Here is a 19,994-nt window from a genome sequence, read left to right on the forward strand (position 1 = left end):
CACCGGCAACGCCGGCGGCGACTCCTAGGCCCCCCGGCACCCCCCCGCACCACCCCACCACACCGCACCACCGGCGACGGCGGACACAGCATCAACGCTGCGTCCGCCGTCGTTCTTTTTGTAGCCTTCTCACAAATGGAAGGCCGCGGCGCCGAGACCGTATGCTCGGAGGATGCCGCAGCCCGAAAATGATCCCGGTAGCGCCCCCAGGGCGGCCGGAGCGACCAACGCGGGGACAGCTCCCCCGGATCCCGCCACCGTGGAGAAGCTGCGCTCCACGATCGGCTCGCTGTCCACGGCGACCCTCAAGCAGCTCGACGCGGACCTGCCGTGGTACCGCGGGCTCCGGCCGGACGAGCGGTCCGCCCTCGGGATGGTGGCGCAGAAGGGTATCGCCTCCTTCGTCAACTGGTACCAGAAGCCCGTGTCCCCGGAGTGGGTCCTGAGTGATGTCTTCGGCACGGCGCCCACGGAGCTGACGCGATCCATCAGCCTGCAGAAGGCCCTCCAGCTCATCCGCGTGGTGGTGCAGGTGGTCGAGGACCACGTGCCGTTCCTCGCGCCCGCGGCCGACCAGGGGCCGCTGCGCGAGGCCGTACTCCGGTACTCCCGCGAGGTGGCCTTCGCCGCCGCGGACGTTTATGCCCGTGCGGCTGAGACCCGGGGGTCGTGGGACACGCGCCTCGAGGCGCTGGTGGTCGACGCCATCCTCCGCGGCGAGAGTTCCGACGCCCTGCGTTCCCGCATCGCCGCCGTCGGCTGGAAATCGCAGGCCCGCATCACGGTGATGGTCGGCAGCGCTCCCTCCGAACCGAACGTCGCTTTCCTCAACGAGCTCCGCCGCGTGACCGGGCGCCTCGCGGAGGACGTTCTCGTGGGCATCCAGGGCGAGCGGCTCATCCTCGTGCTCGGAGGCGTGCGGGACCCCGCCAAGGCCTACCCCAGGATCAGCGAGCTCTTCGGGGACGGCGCCGTCGTGTTCGGCCCGGAGGCGGAGTCGCTGGTCGCCGCCAGCAGTTCCGCCCAGGCCGCCTTCGCCGGACTCACCGCCGCCCGGGCGTGGCCCGGAGCCCCGCGTCCCGTCTCGTCGGAGGATCTGTGGCCGGAGCGCGTGATCTCGGGGGACGACACGGCGCGGCGCTCGCTCGTGCGCAGCATCTACCGCCCACTCCTGGCGGCGTCGAACGGCCTCGAGCAGACACTGTCCGCGTACCTCACCCTCGGGCACTCGCTCGAAGCAACCTCGCGGTCCCTCTTCGTGCATGCCAACACGGTCCGGTACCGCCTCCGCCGGGTGTGCGACGTGACCGGGTGGGACCCCCTGATCCCGCGGGAGGCGTACGTCCTGCAGACCGCACTGGTCGTCGGACGCCTCTCCGCACCGCCGGCCCCGCCGATCGCGGCGAACGGTGCCTCGGGGACGGGAAACGGGCGTCCGGCCCGCGCGGGAAGCGTCGACAAAGCCCCGCCGGTTGCTCTCGGGCGTTCGAGTGCCTTGTAGACTTCCTACAAAGAGGCACAGCCAGCTTGGTTCAGCCGAACACCCGATAATGCTCCACCTCTTTGGAAAGCTGGAACAGTGCTTGCAATCGCCTGCCCCGGACAGGGCTCACAGACCCCGGGCTTCCTCAGCCCCTGGCTCGACCTTCCGGGAGTAAGGGACCACCTCGAGCGTCTCAGCGACCGGGCCGGCACCGACCTCATCCGGCACGGCACCGTCTCCGACGAGGAGACCATCAAGGACACCGCCGTCGCCCAGCCGCTCATCGTGGCCGCCGGCCTCGTGACCGCCCGCCTCCTCCTCCAGGACGCTCCGCTGACCGCAGCGACCGTCGTGGCGGGACACTCCGTGGGCGAACTGACGGCGTCGGGCATCGCCGGGGCCCTCTCCGAGGACGACGCCGTCGCGTTCGTCCGGGTCCGCGCCACGGCGATGGCGGAAGCTGCCGCCGCGACACCGACCGGCATGAGCGCGGTCCTGGGTGGTGATCCCGAGGAGGTCGCGGCGCGGCTCGCGGAACTCGGCCTCACCGCCGCCAACGCCAACGGTGGTGGACAGGTGGTGGCAGCGGGAACCCTCGAGCAGCTCGCAGCGCTTGCCGAGAACCCGCCCGCGAAGGCCCGCGTGATTGCACTCAAGGTCGCCGGCGCCTTCCACACCGGCCACATGTCTCCCGCCGTCACGGCCCTCGAGGCACTGCGGCCGTCCCTGGCTCCCGCCGACCCGGTGGCCACGCTCATGTCCAACTATGACGGGCAGCCCGTGGCGACCGGCGAGGGCAACCTCGACAGCCTGATCGCGCAGGTTTCGCGTCCGGTCCGCTGGGACCTGTGCATGGAATCGATGCAGGGGATGGGTGTCACGGGGATGATCGAGCTCGCTCCGGCGGGAACGCTGACCGGCCTGGCCAAGCGCGGAATGCGCGGTACGGCGGCACTGGCCGTAAAATCGCCCGAGGACCTGGATGCCGCCCGCGGCTTCATGCAGGAGCACTCGCGGACCACGGACCTCGATCCGTCCCTTACCCCCGAAGGACCTCAGTGAGCATCACCGCCATCAAGCAAGCCCCCCTCCGCGAGCACACCCGCATCCTCGGCGTCGGCGCCTACCGGCCGGAGATCATCGTCACCAACGACGACGTGTGCCAGTGGATCGACTCCTCCGACGAGTGGATCCGGCAGCGGACCGGCATCGTCACCCGGCACCGCGCTCCGCGCGACGTGAGTGTCATCGACATGGCGGAGGCCGCATCCCGGGAGGCGCTGGCCGCGGCCGGCATCGACGCATCCCAGATCGGCGCCGTGCTGGTGTCCACCGTGACCCACCCCTATGCGACGCCGTCGGCCGCCGCACAGCTGACCGACCGCCTCGGAGCGACGCCGGCACCCGCGTACGACATCTCGGCCGCCTGTGCCGGCTACTGCTACGGGATCGCCCAGGGCGACGCCCTGGTCCACGCCGGCACGGCCGAGTACGTCCTGGTGGTCGGCGTCGAGAAGCTCTCGGACTTCATCGACAACTCCGACCGCACGATCTCCTTCCTCCTCGGCGACGGTGCCGGCGCCGTCGTCATCGGCCCTGGTGACGCGGCAGGCATCGGGCCCTCCGTCTGGGGGTCCGACGGCAGCAAGCACGAGGCGATCCGGATGACGCGCTCCCTGACCGATGTCCGGGACTACGCTATCGGCGCCGTCGCCACCGACACCGAGCGCGAGCAGGACGTCGACGCCGGTCGCGAGAGCCTGTGGCCCACCATGCGCCAGGACGGGCCGACGGTGTTCCGCTGGGCCGTGTGGGAGATGGCGAAGGTCGCACAGCGCGCGCTCGACGCCGCCGGCGTCACAGCGGACGACCTCGCGGTGTTCCTCCCCCACCAGGCCAACATCCGTATCATCGATGAGATGGTGAAGCAGCTCAAGCTCCCCGAGCACGTCTACGTGGCACGCGACATCGTGGACGCCGGCAACACCTCCGCCGCCTCCATCCCCCTCGCCATGCATCGCACGCTCCAGGAGCAGCCCTCCCTCAGCGGCAAGCTGGCACTGCAGATCGGTTTCGGCGCCGGCCTCGTCTTCGGGGCGCAGGTCGTCGTCCTCCCCTAGTTTTCAAGCCCAGACCGCGACCGTGCGGTTTGACCATCCCCGCCGGTGCACCGGCACGAACAGAAAAGGAGCCACCATGGCTAGCAACGAAGAAATCCTGACCGGTCTGGCCGAGATCGTCAACGAAGAGACGGGACTCGCACCCGAGTCCGTCGAGATGGACAAGTCCTTCACCGACGACCTCGACATCGACTCCATCTCGATGATGACCATCGTCGTCAACGCCGAGGAGAAGTTCGGCGTGCGCATCCCCGACGAAGAGGTCAAGAACCTGAAGACCGTCGGCGACGCCGTCACCTTCATCTCGGGCGCGCAGGCCTGATTCCTGCCGTTCCCAGCGCTGCGGCCGCTCCCGGTGTTCCCGCCGTGGGCGGCCGTACTCGTCATCCCCTCGCCCCGGTCCTGCCGGCGCACGCCACAGCTTCGAAAGAGTGACCATGCCACGCAAAGTCGTCATCACCGGACTCGGTGCAACCACCCCCATCGGCGGAGACGTCCCCACCATGTGGGCCAACGCCCTCAAGGGAGTGTCGGGCGCACGCACCATCGAAGCCGACTGGGTGCAGGAGTTCGAACTGCCGGTGACCTTCGCCGCGCAGATCGCCACCCCGGCGTCGGAGGTCCTCTCACGGGTCGAGGCCAAGCGCATGGACCCGTCGACGCAGTTCGCCGTCGTCGCCTCCCGTGAGGCCTGGCGCGACTCAGGCATCGAGGACGTCGACAAGGACCGCCTCGCGGTCGCGTTCGCCACGGGCATCGGCGGTGTGTGGACCCTGCTGGACGCCTGGGACACGCTGCGCGAGAAAGGCCCCCGCCGCGTCCTCCCCATGACCGTCCCCATGCTGATGCCCAACGGACCCGCTGCGGCCGTGAGCCTCGACCTCGGTGCGCGCGCCGGTGCGCACACCCCCGTATCCGCCTGCGCCTCGGGCACGGAGGCACTGCACCAGGGCCTCGAACTGATCCGGTCCGGCAAGGCCGACGTGGTGGTGTGCGGCGGCGCCGAAGCCGCCATCCACCCGATGCCCATCGCAGCCTTCGCCGCGATGCAGGCGCTGTCCCGGCGGAACGACGAGCCGGAGCTGGCCTCGCGTCCCTACGACACCGGCCGGGACGGCTTCGTCATGGGTGAAGGTGCCGGCGCCCTGGTCCTCGAGGCCGAGGAGCACGCCCTCGCGCGCGGTGCGCGGATCTACGCGGAGCTGGCGGGCACAGCCGTCACGGCCGACGCGTACCACATCACCGCCCCCGACCCCGAGGGCCTCGGGGCCACCCGGGCGCTGAAGGCCGCACTCTTCGATGCGCGCGCCCAGGCGGAGGACGTGGTCCACGTCAACGCGCACGCGACGTCCACCCCCGTCGGTGACAAGCCCGAGTACACCGCCCTCAGGGCCTCCCTGGGTGCCCACACGGACCAGGTCGCGGTCTCCGCGACGAAGTCCCAGACAGGTCACCTCCTCGGCGCGTCCGGCGCCGTCGAGGCCGTGATGACCGTGCTGGCCATCTACGACCGGAAGGCACCGGTCACCATCAACCTCGACAACCAGGATCCCGAGATCCCGCTCGACGTCGTGACCTCGCCGAGGGACCTTCCCCAGGGGGACATCGTCGCCCTGAGCAACTCCTTCGGCTTCGGCGGGCACAACGCCGTCATCGTGCTCCGCAACGTCTGAGCACAGCCGGACATGAAAGGCGCCGCCCTTCCGGGCGGCGCCTTTCGTATGACGACAGCTACCTCGCCGTCGCGACTTCCTGTCGGGTGCGGGCGATGAACTGCAGCCCCAGCAGGGCCGGGTACGGGGAGACTGTCAGCCGACCTGGTGGAGCCAGCGGACCGGAGCGCCCTCGGCCGCGTGGCGGAAAGGCTCCAGTTCCTCGTCCCAGGACTCCCCGAGTGCGAGGGAGAGTTCATGGTAGACGGCGGCAGGATCGCCCGCACCCGCCTCATAGGCGTACCGGATCCGGTCCTCGGTCACCATGATGTTGCCGTGGACGTCCGTCGTGGCGTGGAAGATCCCGAGCTCAGGAGTGTGCGACCAGCGCCCGCCATCGGCGCCGGGGCTCTGCTCCTCGGTGACCTCGTAGCGGAGGTGCGCCCAGCCGCGCAGGGCGGATGCGAGCTGCGATCCGGAGCCCTGCGGGCCGACCCATGAGAGCTCGGCGCGCAGCATTCCGGGCGCGGCAGGTTGCGCTGTCCACTCCATGTCGATGCGCTTGTCCAGGACAGAGCCGATAGCCCATTCGACATGAGGGCACAACGCAGTAGGGGCCGAGTGCACGTACAAGACACCGCGCGCCATCACAACAGACATTCCATCCTCCATAGCTGTAGGTACGTCTTCCCCAACGACCTTCATATGGCTGATGAAACTGCAACGGATGATGCCAGAGCTTTACGAGACCCACCCGCGCATATCATGCGGGTTCCGTTCCACTAGTGCTCATTCTGCCCGAGAAGCGTGAATTTCGCCACTGTCACTACCCGCCCGCAATGCCCTGCCCTCCCCCGCCGGATCGGGGCCCACGCGGGGTCAGGCCCTGGGGTGGGCCTGCTCGTAGCTTCGACGGAGGCGTTCGACCGATACGTGCGTGTAGAGCTGCGTCGTGGCAAGGCTCGAGTGGCCGAGGATCTCCTGCACGGCCCTGAGGTCGGCCCCTCCGTCGAGCAGGTGCGTGGCGGCGCTGTGGCGGAGCGCGTGCGGCCCCTGCGCGGCGGTGTCGCCGAGGGCATCGAGGGCTTCCTTGACCTGGGTGCGGACGGCGCGTTGGTCGATGCGTCCGCCCCTGCGGCCCAGGAACAGGGCCGGTCCGCTCTTCTCCGACACCCACTGCGGTCGACCGCGGCGCAGCCAGTCGTCGAGGGCATGGGCCGCGGGAACCCCGTAGGGCACGGTCCGCTCCTTCGACCCCTTGCCGAGGACCACCAGGGTGCGCCGCTCCGTGTCGACGTCGTCGATGTCGAGGCCGACGAGCTCACCGACCCGGACACCGGTGCCGTAGAGCAGCTCGATCATGGCGCGCCGCTGGAGGTTCGAGGGATCGCCCTGCACGGCCTGCTCGTCGAGGCCCTCGAAGAGGACGTCGGTCTGCGGCCGGCTGAGGACGGCGGGCAGGCTGCTGCTCCGCTTGGGCGCGCGGAGGCGCAGGGCGGGGTTGGCAGGAATCGTCTCCTCGCGGACGGCCCAGTCCATGAACGAACGCACCGACGCCGCACGCCTCGCGATCGTCGACCGGGACAGGCCCGCCCCGTCCAGTGCACCGAGCCAGGACCGGAAGTGGCGGAGCTCCAGCTGGTCCAGTGCCGACACCCCCGCCTGTGCAGCGTGGGCGAGGAAGAGCTCGATATCCGTCCGGTACGCCCGCACCGTGTGGGCCGAGCGGTTGCGTTCCCGCGTGAGGTAGTCCGCGAACCCGGAAAGGGCTGCGCTGAGCTCGCCTGCAAGCGGAGCGCCACTAGTTGTCATGTTCGCCTCCCCTCCCAGTATCCACGCCCCGGGCTCCCTACCCCTCCAGGTGCGGCCCGACTCGTTCCAGATCGAGGAGCGCCCTCTTCACCTCCGGGCCCGCGGCATACCCGATGACCGTACCCGCGCTGCTGACCACACGGTGGCCCGGGACGATGATCGAGACCGGGTTGGCCCTGACCGCCGCGCCGATCGCCCGGCCCATCCGCGGATTGCCCAGGTGCTCAGCGACGTCCCGATAGCTGCGGCGCTCCCCGTACGGGATTCGCCGAAGCGCGGCCCAGACGCTCAGCTGGAACGGAGTACCGGAGAGGTTGATGGGAGCCGCGAAGTCCCGCACTGAGCCGTCGAAGTAGTCCGTCAGCTCACGGCATGCCTGGAGGAGTACGGCCGCCGTCGGCTCCGGCACCGGCGGCACCTGTCCCTCCGGTCCGGGCACGGAGCCGGGGCTTCCGGGAGTGGGAGCCGCGTGGCCGAGCAGGGCCGGAGCCGGCGGCGGATGATGGTCCCCGTGGTACAGGCCGACGATGGCGGCCCCTCGGGCGACCACGCGCAGGAGCCCGAGGGGTGTATCGATCTCGGCGTGGAACCGCTCGTCCTCCGGGGCGAACCCCTTGCTGCGTGTCATGACGTCCTCCCGGTCGTGCCGTCCGTCGTCGTCCGGCTCTTCGTGTCGTGCCTGCCCGAGCGCCTGCCCGGGCTCATCCCTTCTGTCGTCGCCAGCCTTCGGCCGTCCTCTGGGCCAGGCCCGCTAGTTCGAGGCGCGCGAGGCCGCTGATGACGTCCTTCGTGGAGAGGCCCGCGACGCTCGACAGTTTGTCGACCGATGTCGAGGCGCGGACCGGCAGGCCGTCGAGCAGCAGCAGATCGGGAATCGTCAGACCGTCGTGGTCGCGCGCCGGAGACGCCTCCTCCCTGGCCCGGTCCCCCGGTTCGCTGCCCAGTGGACCCGCCAGCTCTGCCACGTCGGCTGCATCCGTGACACAGACCGCGGTGCCGTCCCGCAGCAGTCGGTGGCACCCCGCCGAATTGGCCGAGTGGACGGAGCCGGGCACGGCGCCCACCGGCCTGCCCAGCTCGCCCGCGTGGTGGGCGGTGTTGAGCGCGCCCGATCGCCAGCGCGCCTCGACCACCACCGTGACGGCGCTGAGGGCCGCGATCAGCCGGTTCCGTTGCAGAAACCTCCATCGGGTGGGAGAGCTGCCGGGTGGGACTTCGGAGATGAGGAGTCCCCGCTCCGCGATCGCACGGAGCAGCTCCTCGTTGCCTGCCGGATAGTACCGGTCCACGCCTGAGGCCAGAAGGGCGACGGTCGCCGGGGCGTCGCGTCCGTCCGTGGTGGCGAGAGCGGCCCGGTGGGCCTGGGCATCGATGCCGTACGCCCCGCCCGAGACCACCGTGAAGCCGCGGGTCGTGAGACCGGACGCCAGGTCGGTCGTCACGGAGGAGCCGTAGGTGGTGCTGTCGCGGGAACCCACGAGGGCAACCAGCCGCTCGATCCCGGGGACCTGGTGCCGGCCCCGCACCCAGAGGCACAGCGGAGCGGAGACCTGCAGGTCGTCGAGCGCTTCCGGCCACTCCTCGGATTCAGGCACGACCAGTCGCCCACCCAACCGCGCAAGCGTCGCCAGGTCACGCTCGGGAGCGAGGTCGCCGAGGCGGGGAGCCCAGCGGGCCAGTCCCTCCCCGAGGAGGTCCCGGGGTTCCCCGATGCCCAGTGCTTCGCACAGGTGCCGGGTGAGCTCCTGGCCCGCGCTGATCTCCCGGCGGGCGACGCGCAGGGCATCGACCGGACCGACGATCGAGACAAGCCCCATACCGACGGTGTCGGAGGGTTCGAATAGCCTCGACAGTGCTGCCCTGGCCAGACTGCTGCTCGCGAACCCACTCATGCCGCACGCTCCTGCAGCCGGAAGCCGAGGGCCGTCACCACATCGTCCGCATCCGGCCGGGCGCGGCCTGCCAGATCGGACACGGTCCAGGCGACACGCAGGACCCTGTCCCAGCCACGCGCGCTGACCAGGTTCCTGTCCAGTGCCCTGTCCAGCGATGCAGTCACCGCCCGCGGCAGTGCGAGCCCGCCCCGGAGGATCCGGCCCTGCACCTCCGCGTTCGTCGCGTAGTTCCACGGGCGCAATCTCTCCCGCTGGGCGCTCCGAGCCGCAGCGACCCGCTCTGCCACACGGGCGGATGTCTCGGCCGACCCACCCGCGGCGTAGTCGGCAAGGCTGACCCGCTGTACCGCGAGCTGCAGGTCGACGCGGTCCAGCAGCGGTCCCGAGAGACGGTTGAAGTACCGCCGGCGCTGCTGGGCCGTGCACATGCAGTCGATGCCCTTGCCGTTGGCAAGACCGCACGGACAGGGGTTGAGCGCGAGGACGAGTTGGAACCTGGCGGGATAGGACGCGGTTCCGGACGCGCGGTGCAGGACGAGGCGGCCGCTTTCCAGCGGTTCACGTAGGGCCTCCAGGACCCGGCGTTCGTACTCGGGCGCCTCATCGAGGAACAGGACGCCCCGATGCGCCCGTGATGCGGCACCGGGCCTCGGGATCCCGCTTCCTCCCCCGATGATGGCGGCAGGGGTCGCGGTGTGGTGGGGACTCTCGAAGGGTGGCGTGCGGACCAGTTCGCCGCAGTACCGCTCGCCGCTCAGGCTGTGGATGGCGGTCACTTCCATCGCGTGATCGTCCTCGAGCTCCGGCAGGATCCCGGACAGGCGTTCTGCCAGCATCGTCTTCCCCGCCCCCGGGGGTCCGACCATGAGGAGATGGTGCGCACCGGCGGCGGCGATCTCCAGCGCGTACCTCGCCTCGTGCTGGCCCGCGATATCGGACAGGTCCCGCAACGGCACCGCCGGGACTGCCGGCGCCGGCGGCTCCTGCCGCGGCACGGGGTCCGGCAGCGTGACCTGAGCGCCGTCCGCCCCGAACGCCAGCGCAACCTCAGCGAGCGTCCGGAAGGACCGCACGCCGGCGGCAGGGACCAGAGCGGCCTCGGCGGCGTTCTCCTCCGCGACGACGATGCTGGTATGTCCCGCCTGCACAGCCGCCATGACGGCGGGCAGGACGCCGTGGACGGGACGGAGTTGCCCGTCCAGGCCCAGTTCGGCGAGGAAGACCGTGGAGCCGCAGCCCCGGACGTCTCCTGCAGCAGCGAGCGCGGACATTACTATCGCGAGGTCGAAGGCCGAACCGCGCTTGGGCAGGGAGGCCGGTATCAGGTTGACGGTGATCTTGCGGCGGCTGAGCGGGACGCCGGCGTTCCGTGCCGCGGCCCGGATGCGGTCCTTCGCCTCGTTGAGCGAGGCGTCGGGCAGGCCGAGCAGCACGAAGGCGGGCAGGGTCTGCCCGATATCGGCCTCGACCTCGACGACGTGTCCGTTCATGCCCACCATCGACACCGCGTACGTCCGGCCGAGCACCATCAGATCACCGCCCGCACGTGCTCGATCCGCGGTGCTCCCGAACCGTCATCGAGCACGCCCACGGCGTCGATACGGAATCCGCTGAACCGCAGGTTGTGCGCCCGGGCCCACGTGGAGGCGAGCCGGTACAGCCGCTCCAGCTTGCTCGCCGTGATGGCCTCCAGCGGCTGCCCGAAGTCGTCCGAGCTCCGCGTCTTCACCTCGACGATCACCAGCGTGGATCCGTCGACCGCGACCAGGTCGATCTCCCCCGCCGGGCACCGCCAGTTCCGGTCGACGATCCTCAGGCCCGCCTGCTCGAGGAAGACTGCCGCCGTTGCCTCTCCTTGACGACCCAGCTGATCCTTTGCCACCATGGCTTCCACCTCCTCCCCCAGCCTCGGGGAAGCGGCCGACGCACGCCGCGGCGCGAGGGGCTATGTGGACAACACGGCTTCCGCCGGCCGGTCGGAACCTGCCCCGACGGGGTGACCGCCGGCCCCGGTACCCTCACGCGGTGGGCCGGGGAAGAAAGCCGTTGGCCGGGGAAGAAGACCGTGGGTCGGGGAAGAAAGCGGTGGCACAGGTTCCCCTCCCCTCGTACCGTGGACGGAGAAGCGACGTCGACCCGACGTCGGCCCGGAGGAGAACGGAGGACACCGTGTCAGAATCCAGTGACATCCTGCGAGGCGGATCCGAGGCGGACCTGCAGGAACAAGACGTGACAGCACGTTCCGGCGGGGGCGCGGACCGGGCCGATACGGGGACGGGCGGGTCGGAGGCGGACCTCCAGGAACAGGGAATGCCCGCCGGATCCGGCGACGACGGCTTGGGGGGCGGCATCGCCGGTGAAGGCACCGGTGGATCGGAGGCCGACCGGCTCGAACAGGCAGCAGACGTCCCGCTGGACGGCGAGGACGCCTTCCCCTACGGCGGGACGGACGACGACCCGCCCTTGTGAAGACCGCGTGAGGGCCGATCGGCCCAGCAGCCGATAACCCAGGAGCCGGTCGGCCGCGAGGGGCCGGTCAGCCCAGTGTGCCGTCCTTCGGCAGGGCGATGTCGTCCGACTTCGAGAGCTCCTCGACGTTGACGTCCTTGAACGTGATGACGCGGACGTTCTTCACGAACCGCGCTGAACGGTACACGTCCCAGACCCAGGCGTCCTGGAGCGTCAGGTCGAAGTAGACCTCACCATCCGCCGAGCGCGCCTGCAGGTCCACGTTGTTGGCCAGGTAGAACCGGCGCTCCGTCTCCACGACGTAGCTGAAGAGACCCACGACGTCCCGGTACTCGCGGTAGAGCTGGAGCTCCATGTCGGTCTCGTAGTTTTCAAGATCCTCAGCACTCATTCGACAATCATCCCCCAATTTCCGCGTGTGGCATGCCGGTCCTGTCCTGGCGTCCCAGCCGCCAGGTCTTTCGGTGATACTCGCTGGGCCCTAGAGCGTCGATGGCTGCACGGTGCGCTTCCGTGGCGTAGCCCTTGTTCCCGTCCCAGCCGAAGGCGGGGTGGTCGGCGGCCAGGGAGATCATCAGGGCGTCGCGCTCGACCTTGGCCAGGACGCTGGCCGCCGCCACGCTCAGGCACTTCAGGTCCGCCTTGATGCGGGTGTGGACGGGAGCCGTGCACCCGACGGCGGGTGCCGCGGGGCTCCCGCCGCCGTCGAACAGGATGCCCTGGGACCGGGCGGAGAGCCAGTCGTGGTTGCCGTCGAGGATGACGGCGTCGGGCGTCACGGTGTCGAGGACGGCCGCCCAGGCACGACTGCCGGCGGTCCGCAGTGCGGCCATCAGCCCCAGCGCGTCGATCTCCGCAGCGGACGCGTGCCCCACGGCGGAGGCCACGGACCAGCGCCGGATGCGCGGCACGAGTGCCTGGCGCTCGGCCGGCAGGAGCAGTTTGCTGTCGCGGACGCCCCGCAGGCCTGGAGCCGCATCGAGGTCGACGACGACGACGCCGACCGACACGGGGCCGGCCAGCGCTCCCCTGCCTACCTCGTCGCACCCGGCGATGTAGCGGTGGCCGTCGACGGCGAAGGACTTCTCGAAGCTCAGGGTGGGAGCGGAGGAGCGCTTCTTCCGGAGGGCCGTCATGGTCCGCTGGGAGTGGGTTGCGCCGAGGATTCGGGCTCGGGAATGCCGTCGAACACGTCCGGGTGATTGCCGAGGAAGCCGATGCGGTCCAGCGGCCAGGCGATGACAGCGGCCCTGCCCTCGATGTCCTCGATGTCGACGAAGCCCTCACCCTCCTTGTCGCGGTTGGCCCGGGAGTCCGCTGACGCGTTGCGGTGGTCTCCCATGACCCACACCGTGCCCTCGGGCACGACGATGTCGAACGGGAGATCCGAAGGGTTGGCGCCGGGGAAGAGGTAGGGCTCCTCCAGGGGCTCCCCGTTGACGGTGATGAGGCCCTTGGCGTCACAGCAGATGACATGGTCGCCGGGGAGTCCGATGACACGCTTCACGAGGTGCTGCTGCGACTCGTCGGGAGCGAGCCCGACGAAGATGAGCGCTTCCTTGAACCAGCTCACGCTGGACTCCGCCTGCGGCGGGAGCCAGCCTTTGGTGTCCCGGAAGACCACGATGTCGCCGTGCTGCAGATCGAAGGGCTGCGGCACGAGCTGGTTCACGAAGATCCGGTCGTCGATCTCGAGGGTCTCCTCCATGGAGCCGGACGGGATGAAGAACGCGCGGAACAGGAAGGTCTTGATGAGGAAGGACAGCACCAGCGCGATCACGACGATCGTCCCGATCTCCTTCAGCCACGCCCCGAAGCCCCGGTCGGAATCCTTCGCGTCCCGCTTCGGGTCCCGCGTCCGGTCCCGCAACCCGTCTGCTGAGGGACCGTCCCCGGCGGCGGCGTCGGGATCGAACGAGTGTGCTGCGGGTTCCCCCGCGGCCGACTTCCTGCGGAAGCTCCGTGCCATGTGCTGGTGTCCTCTGTGGTCGTGGTACCCGGCGGCCACCCACCGAAGGGAGTCCTGCTGGTGCGGCATCCGCGCCGCTGGGCCGGTCGATTCAGCCGACCGGCCCGTTGATCGGAGCATACCTGTCAATTGGCCAGACTAGCTGAAAGGCCCGTCCGATGATGCGATCCTCCGCGACGAGGCCTCCACCCGCTGCGCCGAGCAGCGAACGGGAGTCCATGGAGACCGACCGGTGGTCCCCGAGGAGCCAGAGCCGCCCCTCGGGGACGACGACGTCGAAGTCGAGGTCGCTCGCCGCATCCCCCGGATGGACGTACGGCTCGTCCATGGGGTTCCCGTTGAGGGTCAGTCGCCCGTCGTCGGAGCAGCAGGCAATCCGGTCCCCGCCGACGCCGATCACGCGCTTCACGTAGACCGTGTCGCTCCCCGCCAGCCCGAGCCACTGCGCCGTGCCGGCGGCCAGGCGTTCCGGGACGCCGCGCGGATCGGTGATGGGGTCGAAGGACCCGCGGCCGTCGAAGACGACGACGTCCCCGCGCTGCACGGTGCCACGGGTGTCCTCGACCTTGCTGACGAGCACCCGGTCACCTTCCCTGAGCAGGGGCTCCATGGAGGCTGACGGGATGAAGTAGACGTCGACGAGGAAGCCGCGCACGAGCCCCGTGAGAAGGGCTGCGACGAGGACGGCGGAGAACACGAAACGCCAGCCCGCACAGCGGGACCGGCGTTTCGTGTGCTCTCCAGCAGGAAGCTGGGAAGCGGGGGTTTCGTGCACCTTCAGGAGGTTACTTGACCGTCTTGGGGTCGCGCTTCTCCTTGATCTTGGCTGCCTTGCCGCGCAGTTCGCGCATGTAGTACAGCTTGGCGCGGCGCACATCGCCCTTGGAGACGACCTCGATCTTGTCGAGGACCGGGCTGTGGACGGGGAACGTACGCTCCACGCCGACACCGAAGCTCACCTTGCGGACCGTGAAGGTCTCGCGGATGCCGTCGCCCTGGCGGCCGAGGACGAAGCCCTTGAAGATCTGAACACGGGTGTTCTTGCCTTCGATGATGTTGACGTGGACGTTGACGGTGTCGCCGGCGCGGAAGTCGGGGACGTTGTCGCGGAAGGATCCGGCGTCGACGGAATCGAGAATATGCATACTGATACTCCTGGCGAACGCCACAGGTCATTCACGTTGGTCACGGCGGTCAAGGACAGGGCGCGAGGCCCGGGCAATGCCGCCGAAGCAGGATTCCGGCCGATCCGGAGATCCGGTGGCCGGTGTGGGACTGTTGGCTGGACGCCCCCTGTGGCAGGGTCCGGCCCAGTGGACACAATCTACGATTATTCCACAGGAGCGGGACCAACTGCTAATGCGACGGGCGGGTCAGCCTGCCGTCGACGACGTCGAACCCGGCCTCCCGCAGGGCCGCGAGGTCCGCCTTCGTCAGCGACGCGGTGTCGACGCCGGCCAGCAGGTCGGGGCGCCGCTCCGCCGTCCGGTGGAACTGCTCGAGCCGTCGCCACTGGGCGATCCTCGCGTGGTTGCCGCTCAGCAGGACGTCGGGGATCTCCCTGCCGCGCCAGGACGACGGTTTGGTGTAGACCGGGTACTCCAGCAGACCGTCGGAGTGGGACTCCTCCACGAGCGATTCCGGGTTGCCGACCACGCCGGGGATCAGCCGGGCGACGGCCTCGACCATCGCGAGGACAGCCACCTCCCCGCCGTTGAGGACGTAGTCGCCGAGGGAGACGGGGCGGACGTCGAACGCCCCGCGCGCCCAGTCGATCGCCCGCTCGTCGATCCCCTCGTACCGCCCGCAGGCGAAGACGAGGTGGTCGAGCTCCGCGAACTCGTACGCCATGGCCTGGTTGAACACGGCTCCGGCCGGTGAGGGAACGATCAGGGTGGGGCGGTCCCCGTCCGCGGGCGACCCGGCGAGGACAGCTTCGAGTGCCAGGGCCCACGGCTCGGCCTTCATGACCATGCCGGCTCCGCCGCCGTACGGGGTGTCGTCGACCGTCCGGTGCCGGTCCGTCGTGAAGGAGCGGAGGTCATGGACCCGTACATCGAGGACGCCGTCCTGCCGGGCCTTGCCGATCAGCGACAGGTCGAGGGCGGCAAGGTACTCCGGGAAGATGGAGACGACGTCGATGCGCACTAGTCGCGCTCCTCCGCCGGAGCCCCGTCGTCGTCGCCGTCGTCGGGCGCCTGGTTAGAACCGGGGGTGTTGAGGTCGAAGAGCCCTGCCGGCGGCACGATCGTCACGAAGCCGCCCTCGGGATCCACCTCGGGGACGATCTCGCCGACGAAGGGCACGAGGGCCTCGTGGCCGTCGGCGAGTTCGACGACCAGCAGGTCCTGGACGGCCATCGTCCGCAGGCCGGTGACCTTGCCCACGGACTCTCCCTCGACGCGGGCATCGAGGCCGACGAGTTCGTGCTCGTACCAGGAGTCGTCGTCGCCGTCGTCCGTCCCGTCGGAGTCGATGAAGAGCCGGGCGCCGCGCAGCGTCTCGGCCTGGTTGCGGTCGGCGACCTGCTCGAAGCCCACGATCAGGATGTCCTTGTTCCACCGGGCCTTGGCGACGGTCAGCTCGGAGACGGCGGCGTCCTCGACCCGGAAGGTCTCGCCGGGCTCGAACCGGTCCTCGGGGGCGTCGGTGAAGAGCTGGACGGTCACCTCGCCCCGGATGCCGTGGGGCTTGCCGATCCTGGCTACGAGTACTTCCATCGTGCTGCTCCTGCTGGTTGTGCCACGGGGAATCCGGGGTTGTGCGGGGGTGGTACGGGGACTACGGGGAAAACCGATCGGCCCCGCCACCAGGTTCTGGTGGCGGGGCCGATTCGTGCCGTGCTCTGGAGGGGTCAGCCCCTGCGGCGGTCGGTGTCGACGACGTCGACGCGGACCGGCTCGCCGTCCGCGAGGGCGGCGACCACGGTGCGCAGCGCCCGGGCGGTGCGCCCCTGGCGGCCGATCACGCGGCCGAGGTCCTCCTGGTGGACGCGGACCTCGAGCGTCTCACCGCGGCGATTGTTCTTCGCGGAGACCCGGACGTCGTCCGGGTTGTCGACGATGCCGCGGACGAGGTGCTCCAGAGCTTCGGCCAGCAACTTACTCTGCCTCGGTCGCTTCCGCGGCGGCGTCGTCGTTCTTCTTCGCCTTCGGCGTGATGGCCTCGGGGACGATCACCGAACCCTTCTCGGGGGCGACGAACGATTCCTTGGCTGCCTTGGTCCTCAGGGTGCCTTCCTGGCCCTTGAGTCCCTTGAACTTCTGCCAGTCACCGGTGATCTTCAGCAGCACGGAGACCTGCTCGGTCGGCTGGGCGCCGACGCCGAGCCAGTACTGCGCACGGTCGGAGTCGATCTCGATGAACGAGGGCTCCTCGGTGGGGTTGTACTTGCCGATTTCTTCGAGGGCACGGCCATCACGCTTGGAGCGTGCATCCATGACGACGACACGGTAGAAAGGTGCGCGGATCTTGCCCATGCGCTTGAGGCGAATCTTTACGGCCACTTGTGTGGTCACTCCTTGTAAATGAAAAGGGGCGAACCCGTCGTCCTGCTCCCGTGGGGCGGGCCATTTCGAGGGGTTCAAAGGACACAATTCACGCACAGAGAGAGGGGCTGCACGGATCGAGTACGAATCCATTGTGCCAGACGGGCGAAGTTTAGGCGATTCCGCCCGGGGAGCCCGCGACGGCGACCCTCAGCCGGTTGCGCCAGGGGTCCTCGAAGCGCAGTTCTGCCCCGGTGGAGTGGCTCGCGATCCCGGCGGAGGCGAGCCGGTCGGCGAGCGCCCCCACCTCGTCGGCGGCGGGCACCTGGATGAGCACCTCGCCGAGACCGAGCGTGTCCTTGCGGGGGCCGGCGCCCCTGCTGTTCCAGACGTTCATGGCCATGTGGTGGTGATAGCCTCCGGCCGACACGAAGAGGGCCTGGCCGTGCCAGCCGGCCGTCCGTTCGAATCCCAGCACGTCGACGTAGAACCGCTGCGCCGTGTCCACGTCGCCCACCTGCAGGTGGACGTGCCCGACCTCCGCGCTCTTCGACGCGGCATGCGCCACGGCGTCCTCCGTCAGGTGTTCCTCCAGGTAGGCCCGAGGCGACAGCGGGAGGCTGTCCATCACGACGGAGCGGTTGCCGCGCTCGTCCCGGGACCAGTCCCAGGTCTCCCTCGGGCGGTCGAAGTACAGTTCGATGCCGTTGCCCTCGGGATCGCTGAAGTAGAAGGCCTCGCTCACGAGGTGGTCGGCACTGCCCACGTAGGAGCTGAGCGGATGGCGGGCCGCGGACGCGACGGCTGCGGCCAGGTCCGCGCGGTCCGAGAACAGGAGGGCGGTGTGGAACAGGCCGGCCTCGCCGCGCGGGGGCAGGCGCAGGTGGCCGGCGGCTTCCAGGCGGATGACCGCCTTCCCCCGGCGTCCGAGCACGACGGCGTCCGCACGGTCCTCGAGCACCTCCAGACCCAGCGCGGTGGCGTAGTAGGTGGTCATGGCCGCGAGATCTCCGACCCGAAGGGTCAGCGTGCCCATGGCGGTGGTGGTGGGTAGCAGGTCCTGGTGCATAGCGGCTCCTCCGGCGGTGATCGTACTGTCCTCCGCATAACTACTTGAAGCTTCAAGTTATTCCGGGGAGGCGGACGGCTGGCTCCTCGGCACCGGGCGCACGACCGCTCCGCGCAGCACGATCGCCCGGAGGTCGGCCAGGGTGCCGACGTCCCGGCGTGGATCGGAGGAGCAGACGACGGCGTCTGCGCCGGCCCCCTCCTCGATACCGGGGAAGCCCAGCCAGCGGCGGGCGGACCAGCAGGCGGCATCGAGGGCCGCCGCTGCACCCAGTCCGGCGGCTGCTAACGCGGCCACCTCGTCCGGGAGGCGGCCGTGCGCGATCACGCTCCCGGCGTCCGTTCCCGCGTAGACGGCGATCCCGGCATCGTGCGCCCTGCGCACCATGTCCTGCCGTCCGCCCCACAGGCGCCGCATGTGCGCCGCATAGTCCGGGTACTTCTCCGCGGCACCGTCGGCGATGGCGGGGAAGGTGTCGATGTTGATCAGCGTCGGGACGATGGCCACGCCCTGCTCCACGAAGCGCGGGACGTGCCGGGGAAGCATCCCCGTGGCGTGCTCGATGCAGTCGATACCGGCGTCGAGCATTCCGTCGAGCGTGTCGGCGGCGAAGCAGTGGGCGGTGACGCGGGCGCCCTCGGCGTGGGCGGCGTCGACCGCGTCCCGAAGGGCCGCGGTCGGGAAGGCAGGAGTCAGGTCCCCGAGCGACCGGTCGATCCAGTCCCCCACGATCTTCACCCAGCCGTCGCCGCGCCGTGCCTGCTCCGCCACGGCGTCGGCGAGCTGCGAGGGCTCCACCTCCACGGCGTAGTCGCGGAAGTAGCGGCGGGTGCGGGCGACATGGCGCCCTGCCCGTACCAGCCGCGGCAGGTCCGGCCGCTGCTGCACCCACCGCGTGTCGTTGACGACGCCCGCGTCCCGGATGAGCAGTGTGCCCGCGTCCCTGTCGGCCAGGGCCTGCTGTTCGGCCAGGGCGTCCGGTACGCGGCCCCTCCGGTCGAGGCCAACATGGCAGTGCGCGTCGACGAGGCCGGGCAGGACCCACCCCTCCAGTGTGCGCGACGGTGCCCCGGGCGGCCGTGTGAAGGTGAACCGCCCGTCCTGCACGTAGACGTCGGGGACGGAGCGCGACGGCGACAGCAGCACCGTGCCCGTGAGGTGCAGGTAGCCGCCGGTCGGCGAGGTCATGGCGGCGGGGTCATGGCGGCGGGGTCATGGCGGCGGGGTCATGGCGGCGGGGTCATGCCGACAGGGGTCTTGCCGGCAGGGAACGGGGCGCGGGCCCGCTGGAGCGCGCTCACGCCGCGGCCTCCTCGCCTGCGGAGCGCAGAAAGGCGCGGATGAGAGCGGCACCCTCGGGGGTGTCGTGCGGGCGGTGTCCGCCCGGGACCACGCGGTGGACGGCGCCTGTTCCGGCCAGGTACTGGGCCACCTCCTCGTAGAGTGGCTCCCAGCCACCCGTGAGGACGAGGGTCGGCACGCCGGGGACGATCGACAGCGGAGCCTCCCAGGGCGGGCTCTGGAGCCGCAGCCGGGCGGCATCCCGCCCGGGACCGCCCACAGGTTCCTCCGCTTCCTCCGCGATGGATCCGCGCCGCAGGAACTCCCGGAGAAAATCCCCGTCCGACATCGCGTGGCGCTCGGCGACCAGGGGTGCCATCAGGTCGATGTGCGCCTTCGTCGCGGGGAGGCCGGCCGTCAGTGAGAGGCACGCGGGCTCGATGAGCGTCAGGGAACCCACGAGGTCCGGCCGCTCGACGGCGAGCAGCATGGCGGGAACGGCACCCTCCGCGTGGGCGACGACGTGCCCGCCGGCGCCCAGGGCCTCGGCGAGGATCTCCTGGTCGCGATCGTGGTCCGTCGCCAGGGGCTCCGCCTCCGCGTCGAAGCCGTGGCGCCGGAGGTACAGGCAGTCGAAGTCGAGCGAGAGGCCGTGCTGCCTCGGCCAGGCGGCGGCTCCGAAACGGCCACTGCCATGGACGAAGACGACGCGCTCGAGGCTCAGCACTGGAAGGAACCCGCCGGGTCCGGTGCGGG

The 19,994-nt window shown here is 70.1% G+C and carries 24 protein-coding genes; 6 read left to right on the forward strand and 18 right to left on the reverse strand.

The window, feature by feature from the left end; genetic code table 11:
• Window positions 1-172 precede the first annotated feature (172 nt).
• The 5 genes from ACX80J_RS12010 to fabF all read left to right on the forward strand — a co-directional run bounded on the left by ACX80J_RS12010 (window position 173) and on the right by fabF (window position 5,276).
• Window positions 173-1,501 (forward strand): PucR family transcriptional regulator, encoded by a 1,329-nt coding sequence (locus ACX80J_RS12010; RefSeq protein WP_459347926.1) that lies wholly within the window; start codon window positions 173-175, stop codon window positions 1,499-1,501.
• 78 nt (window positions 1,502-1,579) lie between these two features.
• The gene (locus ACX80J_RS12015; RefSeq protein ID WP_459347927.1) at window positions 1,580-2,545 is read left to right on the forward strand and encodes an ACP S-malonyltransferase; all 966 of its coding nucleotides are present in this window, start codon (window positions 1,580-1,582) and stop codon (window positions 2,543-2,545) included.
• The gene (locus ACX80J_RS12020) at window positions 2,542-3,603 is read left to right on the forward strand and encodes a beta-ketoacyl-ACP synthase III (RefSeq protein ID WP_459343359.1); all 1,062 of its coding nucleotides are present in this window, start codon (window positions 2,542-2,544) and stop codon (window positions 3,601-3,603) included. The genes ACX80J_RS12015 and ACX80J_RS12020 overlap by 4 nt, the downstream gene beginning before the upstream one ends.
• Window positions 3,604-3,679: 76 nt before the next feature.
• Window positions 3,680-3,925 carry an acyl carrier protein gene (locus tag ACX80J_RS12025; protein ID WP_087075967.1) on the forward strand — a complete coding sequence of 82 codons (246 nt, stop codon included), beginning with the start codon at window positions 3,680-3,682 and terminating at the stop codon, window positions 3,923-3,925.
• 115 nt (window positions 3,926-4,040) lie between these two features.
• A complete protein-coding gene (gene fabF, locus ACX80J_RS12030) occupies window positions 4,041-5,276 on the forward strand; it encodes a beta-ketoacyl-ACP synthase II (protein ID WP_459343360.1) in 1,236 nt (411 codons plus the stop codon).
• A 135-nt stretch (window positions 5,277-5,411) separates the two neighbouring features.
• On the opposite strand, the gene ACX80J_RS12035 is transcribed toward fabF, so the two are convergent.
• The 6 genes from ACX80J_RS12035 to ACX80J_RS12060 all read right to left on the reverse strand — a co-directional run bounded on the left by ACX80J_RS12035 (window position 5,412) and on the right by ACX80J_RS12060 (window position 10,856).
• Window positions 5,412-5,915: a DUF3145 domain-containing protein gene (locus ACX80J_RS12035; protein WP_087075971.1), complete on the reverse strand. Its 504-nt coding sequence runs from the start codon at window positions 5,913-5,915 to the stop codon at window positions 5,412-5,414.
• A 219-nt stretch (window positions 5,916-6,134) separates the two neighbouring features.
• Entirely contained in the window at window positions 6,135-7,067 is a 933-nt protein-coding gene (locus ACX80J_RS12040; protein ID WP_459347928.1) for a tyrosine recombinase XerC, read from the reverse strand.
• 37 nt (window positions 7,068-7,104) lie between these two features.
• Window positions 7,105-7,695 (reverse strand): methylated-DNA--[protein]-cysteine S-methyltransferase, encoded by a 591-nt coding sequence (locus tag ACX80J_RS12045; protein ID WP_459347929.1) that lies wholly within the window; start codon window positions 7,693-7,695, stop codon window positions 7,105-7,107.
• 73 nt (window positions 7,696-7,768) lie between these two features.
• Entirely contained in the window at window positions 7,769-8,959 is a 1,191-nt protein-coding gene (gene dprA, locus ACX80J_RS12050) for a DNA-processing protein DprA (protein WP_459347930.1), read from the reverse strand.
• Complete coding sequence (locus ACX80J_RS12055) at window positions 8,956-10,491, reverse strand: YifB family Mg chelatase-like AAA ATPase (RefSeq protein WP_459347931.1); 1,536 nt, start codon at window positions 10,489-10,491, stop codon at window positions 8,956-8,958. The genes dprA and ACX80J_RS12055 overlap by 4 nt, the downstream gene beginning before the upstream one ends.
• Complete coding sequence (locus ACX80J_RS12060) at window positions 10,491-10,856, reverse strand: YraN family protein (protein ID WP_459347932.1); 366 nt, start codon at window positions 10,854-10,856, stop codon at window positions 10,491-10,493. Before ACX80J_RS12060 ends, ACX80J_RS12055 begins: the two co-directional genes overlap by 1 nt.
• A 335-nt stretch (window positions 10,857-11,191) precedes the next feature.
• On the opposite strand from ACX80J_RS12060, the gene ACX80J_RS12065 reads away from it, so the two are divergent.
• Window positions 11,192-11,431 carry a hypothetical protein gene (locus ACX80J_RS12065; RefSeq protein ID WP_459347933.1) on the forward strand — a complete coding sequence of 80 codons (240 nt, stop codon included), beginning with the start codon at window positions 11,192-11,194 and terminating at the stop codon, window positions 11,429-11,431.
• Window positions 11,432-11,498: 67 nt separating this feature from the next.
• Here the strand turns inward: ACX80J_RS12065 and ACX80J_RS12070 are convergent, their stop codons facing one another.
• The 12 genes from ACX80J_RS12070 to ACX80J_RS12125 form a co-directional block, all read right to left on the reverse strand.
• Window positions 11,499-11,822, reverse strand: coding sequence for a DUF2469 domain-containing protein (locus ACX80J_RS12070; RefSeq protein ID WP_087075985.1), 324 nt, complete (start codon window positions 11,820-11,822; stop codon window positions 11,499-11,501).
• Between the two features lie 7 nt (window positions 11,823-11,829).
• Window positions 11,830-12,567 carry a ribonuclease HII gene (locus ACX80J_RS12075; RefSeq protein ID WP_459347934.1) on the reverse strand — a complete coding sequence of 246 codons (738 nt, stop codon included), beginning with the start codon at window positions 12,565-12,567 and terminating at the stop codon, window positions 11,830-11,832.
• A complete protein-coding gene (lepB, locus tag ACX80J_RS12080; RefSeq protein ID WP_459347935.1) occupies window positions 12,564-13,400 on the reverse strand; it encodes a signal peptidase I in 837 nt (278 codons plus the stop codon). Before lepB (ACX80J_RS12080) ends, ACX80J_RS12075 begins: the two co-directional genes overlap by 4 nt.
• A gap of 91 nt (window positions 13,401-13,491) precedes the next feature.
• Window positions 13,492-14,181, reverse strand: coding sequence for a signal peptidase I (gene lepB / locus ACX80J_RS12085; protein ID WP_459348110.1), 690 nt, complete (start codon window positions 14,179-14,181; stop codon window positions 13,492-13,494).
• A gap of 4 nt (window positions 14,182-14,185) precedes the next feature.
• Window positions 14,186-14,545: a 50S ribosomal protein L19 gene (rplS, locus tag ACX80J_RS12090; RefSeq protein WP_055773319.1), complete on the reverse strand. Its 360-nt coding sequence runs from the start codon at window positions 14,543-14,545 to the stop codon at window positions 14,186-14,188.
• A gap of 211 nt (window positions 14,546-14,756) precedes the next feature.
• On the reverse strand, window positions 14,757-15,548 hold the full coding sequence (gene trmD, locus ACX80J_RS12095; RefSeq protein ID WP_459347936.1) for a tRNA (guanosine(37)-N1)-methyltransferase TrmD: 792 nt from the start codon (window positions 15,546-15,548) through the stop codon (window positions 14,757-14,759).
• Window positions 15,548-16,120: a ribosome maturation factor RimM gene (gene rimM / locus ACX80J_RS12100; RefSeq protein ID WP_459347937.1), complete on the reverse strand. Its 573-nt coding sequence runs from the start codon at window positions 16,118-16,120 to the stop codon at window positions 15,548-15,550. The genes trmD and rimM overlap by 1 nt, the downstream gene beginning before the upstream one ends.
• 134 nt (window positions 16,121-16,254) lie before the next feature.
• A complete protein-coding gene (locus tag ACX80J_RS12105) occupies window positions 16,255-16,500 on the reverse strand; it encodes an RNA-binding protein (protein ID WP_104118497.1) in 246 nt (81 codons plus the stop codon).
• A gap of 1 nt (window position 16,501) precedes the next feature.
• Window positions 16,502-16,906, reverse strand: coding sequence for a 30S ribosomal protein S16 (rpsP, locus tag ACX80J_RS12110; protein WP_301227184.1), 405 nt, complete (start codon window positions 16,904-16,906; stop codon window positions 16,502-16,504).
• A gap of 154 nt (window positions 16,907-17,060) precedes the next feature.
• Complete coding sequence (locus ACX80J_RS12115; RefSeq protein ID WP_459347938.1) at window positions 17,061-17,957, reverse strand: VOC family protein; 897 nt, start codon at window positions 17,955-17,957, stop codon at window positions 17,061-17,063.
• 57 nt (window positions 17,958-18,014) lie between these two features.
• The gene (locus ACX80J_RS12120) at window positions 18,015-19,145 is read right to left on the reverse strand and encodes an amidohydrolase family protein (protein WP_459347939.1); all 1,131 of its coding nucleotides are present in this window, start codon (window positions 19,143-19,145) and stop codon (window positions 18,015-18,017) included.
• 109 nt (window positions 19,146-19,254) lie between these two features.
• Window positions 19,255-19,962, reverse strand: a complete 708-nt coding sequence (locus ACX80J_RS12125; protein ID WP_459348111.1) for an alpha/beta fold hydrolase — start codon at window positions 19,960-19,962, stop codon at window positions 19,255-19,257.
• Between the last annotated feature and the right edge of the window lie 32 nt (window positions 19,963-19,994).

Source organism: Arthrobacter rhamnosi (assembly GCF_054510975.1).

What these genes read in the sequence shown, in the direction of transcription:
- ACX80J_RS12025 (WP_087075967.1), top strand. Translation starts at nt 3,680, where the DNA reads ATGGCTAGCAACGAAGAAATCCTGACCGGTCTGGCCGAGATCGTCAAC.
- ACX80J_RS12115 (WP_459347938.1), bottom strand. Translation starts at nt 17,957, where the DNA reads ATGCACCAGGACCTGCTACCCACCACCACCGCCATGGGCACGCTGACC.
- ACX80J_RS12045 (WP_459347929.1), bottom strand. Translation starts at nt 7,695, where the DNA reads ATGACACGCAGCAAGGGGTTCGCCCCGGAGGACGAGCGGTTCCACGCC.
- dprA (WP_459347930.1), bottom strand. Translation starts at nt 8,959, where the DNA reads ATGAGTGGGTTCGCGAGCAGCAGTCTGGCCAGGGCAGCACTGTCGAGG.
- ACX80J_RS12040 (WP_459347928.1), bottom strand. Translation starts at nt 7,067, where the DNA reads ATGACAACTAGTGGCGCTCCGCTTGCAGGCGAGCTCAGCGCAGCCCTT.
- rplS (WP_055773319.1), bottom strand. Translation starts at nt 14,545, where the DNA reads ATGCATATTCTCGATTCCGTCGACGCCGGATCCTTCCGCGACAACGTC.
- ACX80J_RS12075 (WP_459347934.1), bottom strand. Translation starts at nt 12,567, where the DNA reads ATGACGGCCCTCCGGAAGAAGCGCTCCTCCGCTCCCACCCTGAGCTTC.
- rimM (WP_459347937.1), bottom strand. Translation starts at nt 16,120, where the DNA reads ATGGAAGTACTCGTAGCCAGGATCGGCAAGCCCCACGGCATCCGGGGC.
- ACX80J_RS12120 (WP_459347939.1), bottom strand. Translation starts at nt 19,145, where the DNA reads ATGACCTCGCCGACCGGCGGCTACCTGCACCTCACGGGCACGGTGCTG.
- ACX80J_RS12055 (WP_459347931.1), bottom strand. Translation starts at nt 10,491, where the DNA reads ATGGTGCTCGGCCGGACGTACGCGGTGTCGATGGTGGGCATGAACGGA.
- ACX80J_RS12070 (WP_087075985.1), bottom strand. Translation starts at nt 11,822, where the DNA reads ATGAGTGCTGAGGATCTTGAAAACTACGAGACCGACATGGAGCTCCAG.
- lepB (WP_459347935.1), bottom strand. Translation starts at nt 13,400, where the DNA reads ATGGCACGGAGCTTCCGCAGGAAGTCGGCCGCGGGGGAACCCGCAGCA.
- ACX80J_RS12035 (WP_087075971.1), bottom strand. Translation starts at nt 5,915, where the DNA reads ATGTCTGTTGTGATGGCGCGCGGTGTCTTGTACGTGCACTCGGCCCCT.
- fabF (WP_459343360.1), top strand. Translation starts at nt 4,041, where the DNA reads ATGCCACGCAAAGTCGTCATCACCGGACTCGGTGCAACCACCCCCATC.
- ACX80J_RS12010 (WP_459347926.1), top strand. Translation starts at nt 173, where the DNA reads ATGCCGCAGCCCGAAAATGATCCCGGTAGCGCCCCCAGGGCGGCCGGA.